13 protein-coding genes and 1 tRNA gene are annotated in these 12,232 nt (G+C 66.8%); 11 read left to right on the top strand and 3 right to left on the bottom strand.

The genetic code is table 11. From position 1 onward, the window contains the following. Window positions 1-2 precede the first annotated feature (2 nt). Entirely contained in the window at window positions 3-617 is a 615-nt protein-coding gene (locus EPL00_RS00170) for a DJ-1/PfpI family protein (RefSeq protein WP_135852399.1), read from the bottom strand. Window positions 618-788: 171 nt separating this feature from the next. On the opposite strand from EPL00_RS00170, the gene EPL00_RS00175 reads away from it, so the two are divergent. The 5 genes from EPL00_RS00175 (at window position 789) to EPL00_RS00195 (ending at window position 4,239) form a co-directional block, all read left to right on the top strand. Further along, window positions 789-1,430, top strand: coding sequence for a helix-turn-helix domain-containing protein (locus EPL00_RS00175; protein ID WP_135852398.1), 642 nt, complete (start codon window positions 789-791; stop codon window positions 1,428-1,430). A gap of 80 nt (window positions 1,431-1,510) precedes the next feature. Next, window positions 1,511-1,858 (top strand): HalOD1 output domain-containing protein, encoded by a 348-nt coding sequence (locus EPL00_RS00180; protein WP_135852397.1) that lies wholly within the window; start codon window positions 1,511-1,513, stop codon window positions 1,856-1,858. A 104-nt stretch (window positions 1,859-1,962) separates the two neighbouring features. Further along, on the top strand, window positions 1,963-2,538 hold the full coding sequence (locus EPL00_RS00185; RefSeq protein WP_135852396.1) for a 2Fe-2S iron-sulfur cluster-binding protein: 576 nt from the start codon (window positions 1,963-1,965) through the stop codon (window positions 2,536-2,538). A gap of 115 nt (window positions 2,539-2,653) precedes the next feature. Further along, window positions 2,654-4,117, top strand: coding sequence for an MATE family efflux transporter (locus EPL00_RS00190; protein WP_202932513.1), 1,464 nt, complete (start codon window positions 2,654-2,656; stop codon window positions 4,115-4,117). A 49-nt stretch (window positions 4,118-4,166) separates the two neighbouring features. Next, a tRNA-Arg gene (locus tag EPL00_RS00195) sits at window positions 4,167-4,239 on the top strand. A gap of 175 nt (window positions 4,240-4,414) precedes the next feature. On the opposite strand, the gene EPL00_RS00200 is transcribed toward EPL00_RS00195, so the two are convergent. Together EPL00_RS00200 and EPL00_RS00205 are read right to left on the bottom strand one after the other, a co-directional pair. Further along, window positions 4,415-4,867, bottom strand: coding sequence for a hypothetical protein (locus tag EPL00_RS00200; RefSeq protein ID WP_202932514.1), 453 nt, complete (start codon window positions 4,865-4,867; stop codon window positions 4,415-4,417). Then, complete coding sequence (locus EPL00_RS00205; RefSeq protein ID WP_135852395.1) at window positions 4,864-5,523, bottom strand: nucleotidyltransferase domain-containing protein; 660 nt, start codon at window positions 5,521-5,523, stop codon at window positions 4,864-4,866. The genes EPL00_RS00200 and EPL00_RS00205 overlap by 4 nt, the downstream gene beginning before the upstream one ends. Before the next feature lie 236 nt (window positions 5,524-5,759). Here EPL00_RS00205 and EPL00_RS00210 point away from each other — a divergent pair, with 236 nt between their 5' ends. The 6 genes from EPL00_RS00210 (at window position 5,760) to EPL00_RS00235 (ending at window position 12,169) form a co-directional block, all read left to right on the top strand. Then, a complete protein-coding gene (locus EPL00_RS00210) occupies window positions 5,760-6,794 on the top strand; it encodes a C40 family peptidase (protein WP_162224115.1) in 1,035 nt (344 codons plus the stop codon). Window positions 6,795-6,902: 108 nt separating this feature from the next. Further along, entirely contained in the window at window positions 6,903-7,946 is a 1,044-nt protein-coding gene (locus EPL00_RS00215) for a DUF1611 domain-containing protein (RefSeq protein WP_135852393.1), read from the top strand. Between the two features lie 47 nt (window positions 7,947-7,993). Next, window positions 7,994-9,067, top strand: coding sequence for a dipeptide epimerase (locus EPL00_RS00220; RefSeq protein ID WP_135852509.1), 1,074 nt, complete (start codon window positions 7,994-7,996; stop codon window positions 9,065-9,067). A gap of 59 nt (window positions 9,068-9,126) precedes the next feature. Next, window positions 9,127-9,861: a helix-turn-helix domain-containing protein gene (locus EPL00_RS00225; RefSeq protein WP_135852392.1), complete on the top strand. Its 735-nt coding sequence runs from the start codon at window positions 9,127-9,129 to the stop codon at window positions 9,859-9,861. Then, on the top strand, window positions 9,858-12,029 hold the full coding sequence (locus EPL00_RS00230; RefSeq protein WP_135852391.1) for a S9 family peptidase: 2,172 nt from the start codon (window positions 9,858-9,860) through the stop codon (window positions 12,027-12,029). The genes EPL00_RS00225 and EPL00_RS00230 overlap by 4 nt, the downstream gene beginning before the upstream one ends. Then, a complete protein-coding gene (locus EPL00_RS00235; RefSeq protein ID WP_162224116.1) occupies window positions 12,026-12,169 on the top strand; it encodes a hypothetical protein in 144 nt (47 codons plus the stop codon). The genes EPL00_RS00230 and EPL00_RS00235 overlap by 4 nt, the downstream gene beginning before the upstream one ends. Window positions 12,170-12,232: the final 63 nt, after the last annotated feature.

Genomic DNA, 12,232 nt, shown 5'->3' on the forward strand with positions numbered 1-12,232 from the left:
GGTCAGGACTCGTCGCTTCGGTGAATCGCTCCCCGCGTGTCGTACTCGATGGTTGTCGCCACCTCCTCGGCGACCTCCTCGCCGCAGAGCCGCGCGACCAGATGGAGCGCCAAGTCGAGTCCGGAAGTCACACCGCCCGCGGTCAGCACGTCGCCGTCGTCCACCACGCGGGCGTCCACGACTTCGGCGTCGGTCGCTTCGAGGTCGTCGCGTGCGCTCGCGTGCGTGACCGCGGGCCGACCGTCCAGCACACCGGCCTCGGCCAGCAACATCCCGCCGGTACAGACTGCGGCGAGTTCGACCCCGCGCTCGTGGAGCGCCGCGAGCGCGCGGGGCAGGTCGCCCTTCTCGGCCTCGCCCCACGCGCTCGCGTCCGCCCGGTCGTTCCACCCGCCGCCGGGCACGACCACGAGGTCCGGGTCGGCGTCGCCGAGGAGTCCGTCCACTTCGATTCGGAGGCCGTGGCTCGCGGTGACGGTCTCGTCGGCGTCGAGCGCGCGCAGGCTCACGTCGAGGTCACAGCCCCGAGCCGCGGCGTTCGAGAACACTTCGTAGGGTGCGACCGCGTCCAGTTCGTCGAAGCCGTCGTAGACGACGACCGCGATTTCGGTTGCCATGCCGGAGGCTCACAGCGAGCGAGTAAAAGCGTGTCCTCGCGGACGGTCGGCGTTCGGACGCCGACCCCGGTGATGGGTCGTACTGACGGTGTGTCCCGATTCGCACCGAACGTGTCTCTCGATTGATGAGCGGGGGAAACCGCTATTTGGGTCGGATGCCTCTCTACGTCAATGGCAACCGAAGCCACGTTCGAGGTGGATTCGGACCAGTTCCCGCTCGGAACCGTCTTCGAGAATCATCCGGACGTGACCGTCCAGTTGGAACGACTGGTGCCCGCCGAGGACGCGATCATCCCCTACGTCTGGGTCCGCGGCGTCGACGGCGACGGTCTCGACGCGGCGTTCGAGTCCCATCCGGGGGTTCGACGCGCCCGACTCGTCGACAGCGTGGACGACGACTCCCTCCTGAAAGTCGAGTGGGACCCCGACTCCGAGGGGTTCCTCCGGACGCTCGCGGAGACCGATCTGCTCCTGCTCAGCGCCACGGGGAACGAAACGAACTGGACGTTCGAGATTCGCGGCGACGACCACGGGGACGTGGCCGCCTTCGAGGAGACCTGCCGAAGCCGAGGCATCGACCTGCGGTTAACCGCGGTCCACGCGCTGACGCCGATGGACGGCGACGGCGACTACGGGCTGACCGACGCCCAGCGCGAGGCGTTGGAACTCGCCTACGAGCGGGGCTACTTCGACTCGCCCCGGCAGGTGACGCTGGCCGAAATCGCCGCGGAACTCAACATCTCCCAACAGGCGCTCGCCGCCCGAATCCGACGCGGGACCCGGAGTCTCCTCGGTGAAACGATCACGAAGTAGCCGACCTACTTAAAAAACCGTTGTATAATCAAACGTCAGGATGAATCTCGCGCCCTGCGTACTACCGGGAGTACCCGATTATGCGTGGCAACGACGACGGCGTTCGGCAGGACGGGCGAGACGACGAGCATTCGACTCACTCTGCGGGGTTGGCGGAAGACTCTCCCCATCGAGTTTCGTACGACACTCCCGCCAAGCGCCCGAGTCAGGCGGTCGTGGAGGCCGTCTCGGAAGTAACGGACACCAACCTCACCGACATCGGCCCGCTGTACTCGGCCATCGACCCGGAGGCGCTCGACAAACTGTTCCGACGCGACGACGGCCGAGGAGCGCCGACCGGCCGAGTCACCTTCGCGCTCGACGGCCACGAGGTGACGGTCCGGAGCGGGGGTGTCGTGGAGGTCCGCGCCGACGGCGACGACGAGTGACGAGCGGCGACGGACGGTGAGGACCGACGGCGAATCCCGGTAGCGACCCCCGCTGTCGGCTGGCAATCACAATGCTGTTAAACCACCCTTCCGTAGCCCCACGCATGGTAGACGCACTGGGTCTGGGACTCGGGCTAACGCTCGTCCTCATCGTGGTGGCTCTCCACTACTCCGAGGGCACCGAGTGGCGAACCCCCGACGACATCTCTCAAGAGGTACTCGAACGCCGGGCCGAGACCGTGCCGGAGACCGACTTCCCCGAGCCGATGAACCGCTCCATCGGCGGCGGTGGCGGCGCGGTCGCGGTCGGCGGCGGTGCCGAAGGTGAACTCGAAGGCGAGGACGACGAGGAGGCGGGCTTCGACCCGGCGGCCATCTCCGACGACGAAGTCGAGTACTTCGACGTGGAGTACGTCAACGAGGGCGAGACCGTCGAAGTGGCCAACAACGAGACGCTCCTCGAAGCGGGCGAAGACGAGGGCTGGGACCTGCCCTACGCGTGTCGGCAGGGTCAGTGTCTCTCGTGCGGTGGCAAGGTACAGGACGGTGACGCACACGATTACGTCCGCCACAGCAACAACGAGACGCTCGGCGAGGACGAGGTCGAGAAGGGGTACGTTCTGACGTGTACCGCCTACCCGACCGACGACCTCGCGCTCGAAACGAACGAGACGCCCTGAGACGCCGGTCGCAGTGTACTCGCGTTCCGAACGGGAGCCGCGATCTCTTTTCCGGACGACGGCGTACAATTTCAACCCGAAGCATTAAAATCCTAAGGGGTATTGAGGTTGGACCGTGGCATCGGAATCCGACGACATCACCGAGGGTGGACTGGTCCGTCCCCTCTTCCATCTGGCGTGGCCCATCGTGGTCACGCAGTTGTTACAGGTCGCCTACAACGTGGGCGACGCCTTCTGGTTGGGGCGCTACTCCGCGAACGCGGTCGGCGCGGTGAGCCTCGCGTTTCCCATCATCTTCTTCTTCATCGCGTTCGGCGGCGGGTTCAACGTCGCGGGAAGCACGCTGGTCGCCCAGTACATGGGTGCCGACAGCGACGGGTCGGCCGGAAAGGTCGCGGGCCAGACCCTCGGATTCGTCGTCCTCGTCGGGACGGTGCTGAGCGTCGTGGGTCACTTCGGCTCCGGACCGATGCTGTCGCTGTTCCCGAGCGACGCCGCCACCGCCGACGAGGTGGTTCCGCTGGCGGCCGACTACATGGAGATATTCTTCCTCGGACTCCCGTTCATGTTCGGCTTTCTGGCGTTCTCTGCGCTCCTGCGGGGGTACGGCGACACCCGGACGCCGATGCGCGTCATGGCGCTGACGGTGGTCCTGAACATCGTGTTGGACCCACTGCTGGTCTTCGGGGTCGGCCCGATTCCGGCGCTCGGCATCGAGACCGCCCTCGTCCCCGAGTTGGGCATCGAGGGTGCGGCAATCGCGACGCTCGTCGCCCGCGCGGTCGGCGGTATCGTCGGCGTCTACGTGCTGTTCTTCACGACCACCGGACCGGATGTCCACCTCGGCCACCTCGCGCCGGACCTCGGCTACGTCGAGGACATCGTACGCATCGGGATTCCGTCGGCGCTCGAACAGTCTGCTGGCGCGCTCGCGATGGTGATGCTGACGGTGATGATAGTCACCTTCGAACCGTCGGTCATCGCGGCCTACGGCCTCGGGAACCGACTCATCTCGCTGGTCTTCCTCCCGGCGGTCGGTCTCGGCAAGGCGACCAACACCGTGGTCGGCCAGAACCTCGGCGCTGGCAACGCCGACCGGGCCGAGAAGGCCGTCAAACTCGCGGCGAACGTCGGCGCTGGCGTGATGTTCGCGCTGGCGGTCGTCGCCGCGGCGGTGCCCGAACCGATCGTCGAGGTCTTCATGGCGACCGGCACCGCCGAGGCCGCCAAGACGGTCGAACACGCCTCGGAGTACCTCCGGATTCGGACGGTCGAGTTCGCCTTCATCGGCGTCTTTCAGGTGCTGGTCGGGGCGTATCGGGGCGCTGGCAACACCAAGACCGCGATGGCCTTCTCGCTGGTCACGCTGTGGCTCATCCGCGTGCCAGCCGTGTACCTCCTCGCGTTCGAGACGACACTCGGCGCGACCGGCATCTGGGTCGGCGTCGCGCTCGGCCACATCGTCGGCGCTATCGGCGCGGCGGCGTGGTTCACCCGCGGGACGTGGAAAGAGGCGGTCATCGACAGCGAACTGACGGAGACTACGACCGACGCGGACGCTCCCGTCACCGAGGACTGATTGCGTCTATCACAACCGTTAAGCCGCCGAGCCAAGTACGACCGTGTGAGGGCGGCTAGTTCAGCGGACAGAACGCTTGGTTCCGGACCAAGAGGTCATGGGTTCAAATCCCATGCCGCCCGCGTGAACACTTTCTCAGCTAATTTCTCGCCCTTCGGGACTTAATACGTCATATTTCTTGTTCGGATGGTCTTCCTCTTCGTTCGATAATCGAACGGACTCCCCTATTGGGACTTGACAGATAGTTGGATTCGACCCATCTTCTCGGTCACTGACAGAGACAGTCTTGCGTCCGCGTCAACGCGACCACTTCCTCGTGAAGCGTCTCGGCGAGCGAGAAGACCGTTTCGGCGCGATACTCCCCACCGATGCCCGTTCGATAGTACGATTCCGACCGATCTCGATCCAGAGCTTTTCGAGTCGGTCGGCGATATCCTGCGAGAACAACCCAGCACGGACGCCCTCGTCGTAGACCTCGGTGTGTCGCTGACCGGCAACGTCGTACCCCTTCTCCTCGACGTAGAACTGTATCGACCGCTCGATGGCGACGAACGACGCTTCGATGATTACCGTAAAGTGGCCGTTTCGGTCGAGGAGAAAGCCCGCGGCGTCGAGGAGCCGACACGCTTTCCGCAACTGGAGGACCGACGACTCGGAGACGTACTCCAAGCCGACCTCCGGATTTTCGGGCCTGCGCTGGAAGGCGTCCTCCGTATCGCCGAGTGCCTCCTCCAGTTCGTTCGAGGTCATTCGCCCTCTCCTCCGAACACGTCGCGCTTCATTCGGTCGAACGTCTCGGTCTCGTACAAGACAATCCCTTCTTTGAGAATCGGTTGGAGGTTTTTACCCCGATTTCGGGCACTCTCGACGGATTCGACGAACACCTCGAACTCGTATCGCTGGCCGTCGATGGGTTCCGCTTCGAGGTCGCGCTTCACGTCCGAGATGGTCCGGCGCGCGGTCACCAGCTCGTCGTCGTTCTCGACTAGCACGAACGCGTCGATATCGCTCACGCGGTCGGCCTCGCCACGCGCCACACTCCCGAAGCAGACGACCCCTGCGACCGACGCCACTTCGTCGGCGACTTGCTCCACGAACGCGCGAAGCGGTTCTCGGAACTCCGCCTGCGGAATCTCCAAGAACGGGTCGTCGGCCTCGCGGAGTCGCGCCTCCTCGATTCGGTAGAGGGTCTTTCGGCCGCTATCTCGCCGGACGACTAGTCCGAGCGTTTCGAGTAGAGAGAGTGCCTTCGAGACGCTCGGTCCGCCGAATCCGGTGAGTTCCTGTAGCTCGCTGTTTGTGAACTCGTCGGTCGGATTCTGCGCCGCTATTTCGAGGATGTCGTCCATCGCCTCGTACCTGAAAATCTGGTCGTCGGGGAGGGGAAGTCGTATCTCGATGTGCATCTCTGTTATATATGGCGTAATTGTTTATGCCTCATGTAAAGGTTTGTTATCTCTATTGAACGAGATGCTACCCAGTAGACCGTCAGAGCCTCGATGTAAATATGGAGGTAGAGCCTCTATACTGCCAGAAAGGAACTTAGCGTTCCCGGTCCGAACGAACGCCCATGCCGCCCGTGATTCTACGGCGACCTGTCGAGGCGATAGTTCTTACTCGTCGGCCCGAGATAGGCCGACAGATGACCACGACAGTTCGACTCCGCCACGTACTCGACAAGTGTGAGACCGAGTGGGCACCCGACCCGCGCTCGACAGTCTTCGACCTAACTCCTGACGTGAACGGCGAGTACGTGTCGCTCTCGGGGACCGTGATGACGGTCGAGCAGTTGGCACGTGCGACGATGGCGGTCGAAGCCGTCGTCGGGGTCGCAGTAGACTCGAACGACGTGACGGTTCTCGCCGACGAGCAAGAGCCCCGGAGCGTCACCGAACCGGTCGTCTCGGTCCGCGGGGAACCGGACGAGGAGGCCGAACGAGTGACGCAGGTACGCTACGGCTCGAATCTCGTCGCCTACGACGCCGACGGTGCGTGGCGACGAGTCCGGACTCCCGACGGTTACGTCGCGTGGGTCGAGCGCGCTGCGCTCTGTAAACCCGCGGATATCGACGCCAACGCGGTGGTATCCGCGGCGGTCGTCCGCGACGAAGACGACGGCGGTGACGTTCCCGAAGCGTTGTACGCCGGGACCGAGTGCGAGGTGCCGGAGTTCGCTCGTTCGGACGCCGCTGACGCCAGCGAGTCTGACCCCCACGGACGCGTCCGCGTCCGGTTCCGGACCGGCGAGGAGACCACGCTGCCCGCCGAAGCGGTCGCTCCGATTCCCGACGAACCGACCCGCGAGGGCGTGGTCGCCGCCGCGCGAAGCTACCTCGGCACCGAGTACGTCTGGGGTGGAACGACCGTCGAGGGTATCGACTGCTCGGGGCTGACGTGGATGGCCTACCACCGAAACGGTATCGCGCTCCCCCGCGACGCCGACCTCCAGCGGCGAATCGGCGACGAGGTCGCCAGCGAAGATGTTGTGCCCGACGACCTCGAACCGGGGGACTTGCTCTTCTTCCCCGGTCACGTCGCGCTGAGTCTCGGCGGGGCCGAGTTCGTCCACGCCTACGGCGACGCGAACGAGGTAATCGTGGACAGCCTCGACCCGGACGCCGAGAACTACAACGCGCGACTGGACGAGGAGTTCGAGTTGGCGACCCGACTAATCTGAGAATCCGGCACGAACTCGCTGAAAACTATCCGAGGGAGCGCCCGCGGAACCGTCGACCCTTCCATGCGTGGGGGTCCAATTTTACCGTTCCGTCCGTCAGAGTGACGCATGGATTTACGGAGTGCGTTCGACCCGCCGGTCCCGACCGTCGTCCTCGCGGAGGGCGAGTTCGGCCGACCGGGCGGGAAGACTGCCAACGGCGTCGTCAGTCACAGCGAACTCTTCGCGGCGCGGGCGGTCGTGGACTCGACCCGCGCGGGCCAGACGGTAGACGAGGTCCTCGACCATCCCGGCGACTCGGACGTGCCAATCGTCTCGTCGGTCGAGGAGGCCCTGACGGTCGCCCCCGAGGCCGAGGCGCTGGTCGTCGGCGTCGCGCCCGCGGGCGGCGAGTTGCCCGACGAGTGGAAGGCCGACATCCGGGACGCGATTCGGGCGGGATGCGACGTGGTGTCGGGTCTGCACGTCTTCCTCGGCGAGTCGCCCGAGTGGCGCGAGTTGGCCGACGACGCTGGCGTCCGCCTGTTCGACGTACGCAAACCGCCCGGAGAAGACCAGTTACGCGTCGGCGACGGCCGCGTAGACGACGTGGACGCGACGGTGGTCCTCACGCTCGGCACGGACTGTGCGGTCGGCAAGCGTACGACCACCTTCGAGTTGTATCAGGCCGCGAAAGAGGCCGGACTCGACGCTGGCTGGGTCGCCACCGGCCAGACCGGCACGATGGTCGGCGCGCATCGGGGCGTCGTCATCGACCGCGTGCCCGCGGATTTCACCGCGGGCGTCGTGGAGGAGTTGGTCTGTGGCGTCGCCGAGGACCACGACCTCGTCTTCGTGGAGGGGCAGGCCGCGCTCTCCCATCGGGCCTACTCCGGAGTCACGCTCTCGCTGTTGCACGGCGCGAACCCCGACGCCGTGGTGCTGGCCCACGACCCCGACCGCGAGCGACGAACCCACTTCGACCAGTTCCCGGTCGGTTCGCCGGACGCCGAAATCGACCTGATAGAGTCGCTGGCCGACACCGAGGTCGCCGCCGTCTCGACGTGGGGCGACCCGGCCGACAGCGACCTCGGTCGCCCCGCGGCGAACGTCTACCACGAGGGCGGCCCGGCGCGACTGTTGGACGCCGTGCGGGAGGCGACCGACTCGTGACCGACGACGCCGGAAGCGGCGACCTCGAAGGTGACGCCGGGTCCGAAATCCGGGTCGCCGAGGTCCGAGCCGACCCCCTGAATCTCGAACTCGACGCACCCTTCGAAATCGCGCTCGGCACGCGTCACGAAGCCCGGAACCTCCTCGTGGAAGTCGAGACTGACGAGGGCGTCGTCGGCTACGGCGAGGGGTCGCCCCTGCCGCCCGTGACCGGCGAGACGCAGGGTGCCGCGGTAGCGATTGCGCGGGAGGCCGGAGACCTCCTCGAAGGTCGAAATCTCGCGGACTACCGCGCGCTCTGTAGTGACCTCCGGGCGGCGTTCCCCGGCGCGAACTCGGCGCTGTTCGCGCTCGAAACCGCGGTGCTGGACGCCTACTGCCGGAGCCGAGGGCTGGCGCTCTCGGAGCTGTTCGGCGGCCCTCCTCGACCGGTCGAGACCGACCTGACGATTCCCATCGTCGGGGCCGACGAAGCCCGCCAGCGGGCGAGCGCGGCCGCGACTGCGGGTGACGGCGCGGGCTTCGCGCACCTCAAAATCAAGACCGGCGACGAGGTCGAGGCGGCGGTCGAGCGCGTGGTGGCCGCCCGCGAGGGCGCGCCCGACGCCGAACTCAAGGTGGACGCCAATCAGGGCTGGACGCCCGAGGAGACCCTTCGGTTCGTCCGGCGACTCGGGGAGCGCGGCGTCGAGTTGGGGCTCCTCGAACAGCCGGTCCACCGCGACGACCTCGCGGGGTTGGCGCGGGTCCGGGACCGTGCGCGAGTCCCGGTCGCGGCCGACGAGGCGGTCTTCTCGCCCGAGGACGCGCTCGCGGTCGTCCGGGCCGACGCCGCCGACGTGCTGAACGTGAAGTTAGGCAAGTCCGGCCCGATTGCGGCCGCGGAAATCGCCGCCATCGCAGAAGCCGCGAATTTGGAGTTGATGGTCGGGTGCATGCTCGAAAGCGCGCTCGGCATTCACGCGAGCGCCCACGTCGTGGCGGGCCTCGGGTCGTTCGACTACGTGGACTTGGACGGTAATCGCCTGTTGGCCGAGGATGTAGTGGCGTCGGGCCCGGAGTCGGGTCCCGAAATCTCGATTACCGGGCCGGGTCACGGCGTCGTCCCGGAGCGGTCGTGACGACGCCGCACTGCCGCGAGCGGAACACTCATTACCATCGTGCAATGTCATCATAACTCATGAGCGTGACGCGCATCTCGGAGGCCGACGACGGCGTCTCCTACAAGCAGGTCGAACTCGACCTCTGGCACCCCAACTGCTGGACGCTGGAAGTGACCGACGACCACCCCGATACCCACGTCATCGAGAAGTCGCTGTACCCCACCGACGACCAGATAAAGGGCGACTTCCTGCTGGTCGCTGACGGCGAGACGGACATCGAGACGTTCGTCGAGGCCATCGACGACCACCGCGTCGTCGGCGAGGTCGCGGTCCTCAAGCAGTCGGCCGAGCGCGCTCGCGTCGTCGTCAACTACGAGCGCACGAGCAGTATCGTCCCCGACATCGTGAACTCGGAGTTCATGCCGGTGGACCCGGTTCACATCACCGAGGGCACCGAACACTGGACCGTGCTGGTCAAGGCCGACCGACTCGGCGAAGTGGTCGAAGCGATGCAGGCCGAGTACGACGTGGACGTGAGTTCGATTCGGGAGGCCGACTCGAAGGAGAGCGTCGAGTTCGCCGACTTCGTGGACCAAGTGGAAGACCGCCTCTCTGCCCGCCAGACCGAGAGCCTGCTGAACGCTCGGCGCATCGGCTACTACAACTGGCCCCGCGACGTGTCGGCCGACGCCGTGGCCGACTGTCTGGACGTGAGCAAGCCGACCGTCCTCGAACACCTCCGGAAGGGCGAACAGAAGGTGTTGAACCTCTGTCTGGACGAACTCGAACGCCGGAAGGGTCGCCAGCGATGACCGGCGGTCGGGACGCCAACAGTGACGAGTCGCGGCGAGCCGACGCCGACGCACCGCCACAGGACGACGCCGACGAATCGTCGCCCGACGACGCCGACCTCGAAATTGCAGACGTTCTCGACGTGGACTACCCGAGCGCGCCCGAGTGGTCGGCCGACGGCGCGTTTCTCGGAACGCTCGTGTACGAGGACGACGGGAACGTCCTGCTGGTCGCCGACGCTGACTCTCCGGCCGACGCCGACGCTCCCGCCGACTCGTGGCGCGTCGCGCCGGACGCCGACATCGAGGGCCACGCCACCGGCTTCGCGTGGGCACCCGAGTCCCGACCGACCGAGTTCGTCCTGACGACTGACGCGGGCGAGACCTACCGGGGCGACGCCGCCGACCGCTCGCTCCGACTCGTCGCCCGGTCGCCCGGCGGCGAGGCTCACCACGAGTGGTCGCCGTCGGGCGACCACCTCGCGTTCTACCACGACGGAGCGGTCTGCGTCCGGGACGCCGACTCGGGTGCCGAGCGCCTCCTCGACCTGCCGACCCGCGACACGTTCCTCCCCGGCGAGCGCACGCTGGCGTGGAGCGATTCGGGTGGTCTCCTCGGCTTCTCGTTCACCGACCGCGAGTCCCGGCAGGTCGGCGTCGCGGACGCGGCGTCGGGCGAGTTGCTCTGGCGGACCGACGCGCCCGCGTCGTGTGCGAATCCGACGTGGCTCGCGGACGGCCGGGTCGTCTTCGAGCGCATCGAGGAGAACCGGACCGTCCGGTCGATAGTCGCAGTTGACCCCGACTCCGGCGACGAGACCGAACTGGTCCGCGACGAGGACGAGCGCGGCACCGTCTCGTCGGGCGCGCCGACCGTCTCGCCCGACGGGACGCGACTCGCCGTCGCGCTCCCGCTCGACGGGTGGGAACACGTCTACGTCCTGCATTGCGAGACCGGCGAGCGTCGGCAGTTGACCACGGGCGCGTTCGAGGACAAGGGACTCGCCGGGTCGTCTCCCCAGTGGGTGGACGACGAGACGCTGGCGTTCGCGTCGAACCGCCGGGACCCCGGCGAGCGACAGCTTTTCGCGGTCGATACCGAGACCGAGGAGACCCGCCCGCTGGTCGAATCGCGGGGCACGAACGTCTCCCCGCGACCGTCGCCCGACGGGGACCGACTAGCGTACGTCCACGCCGACGCCGGAGTGTCGCCCGAGGTCCGGGTGCAGTCGCTCGGCGAGGGCGACGGTACGAGCGACAGCGCGGACGACGCGCCGGAGCGAGTCACGCGCTCCGTGGTCGAAGACTGGCCAGTCGCGCCGCTCGCGCCCGAGGCGGTCAGTTTCGAGAGCGCGGACGGCCACGAGATTTCGGGCTACCTGTTCGACCCGCGGGAGGCCGAGGTAGGCGAGGCTGGTGCGGGCGACGGACGGGCGGCCGACGCGACCGACGGCGACGACGAGGCCGACCTGCCCGCGGTAGTCTGGGTCCACGGCGGCCCGATGCGCCAGATGCGCGACGGCTGGCACTCCTCGCGGTCGTACGGCCTCGCCTACGCGTTCCACCAGTACCTCGCGCGGCGGGGCTACGTCGGCCTGCTGGTCAACTACCGCGGCGGCATCGGCTACGGCCGGGAGTTCCGCCAGTCGCTGACCGAGGGGTACGGCCGCGACGAGATGGCCGACGTGGTGGCTGGCGCGGAGTTCCTGCGCGAGCGGGAGTTCACGCCGGGAAACGTCGGCATCTGGGGCCTCTCGTACGGCGGCTACGCCGCGCTCCAGATTCTCGGCACCCACCCCGAGGCGTTCGACGTGGGCGTCAACCTCGCGGGACTGGCCGACCTCGAACTGTACGAGGAGTGGGCGACCGAGACGAAGTTTCCCGCCATCGAGTCCACCCAGTCGCTGACCTTCGGCGGGAACCCGTGGACGGCCGACGACGAGTGGGCCGCGGCGAGTCCGAAGACCCACTTCGGGAACTACGAGGCACCGGTGTACAACTTCCACGGCACGGGCGACTCGTACGTCAACTTCGAGCAGTTGGACGTAGTTATCGAGGGGATGCTCGACCATGAAAACGAGTACGAGGCCGAGTACTACCCCGGCGAGAACCACGTCTTCGCCGAGCGCGCGACGTGGGAGCGCACCTTCGAGAAAATCGAGTCGGCCTTCGAGACGCATCTGAAGTGACCGACGACGTGGTAGACAAACCTATAGACGTTTTCGACATAGATATAGAAAACCGAGAGAAACACCTTTCATTCTCTACCCGGACGGCGACCGACTCGCCCCCGCGAACGCTCGACCGGGAAACCGCCGGGGTGGGGTGAAGGGGCCGCCCGCTCGCGGCCGAAGGCCGTGGTCGGCTCTGCGGGCCACTATTCAAGGCGAAC

This window comes from Halorussus salinus (genome assembly GCF_004765815.2).
GTDB classification, from domain to species: domain Archaea; phylum Halobacteriota; class Halobacteria; order Halobacteriales; family Haladaptataceae; genus Halorussus; species Halorussus salinus.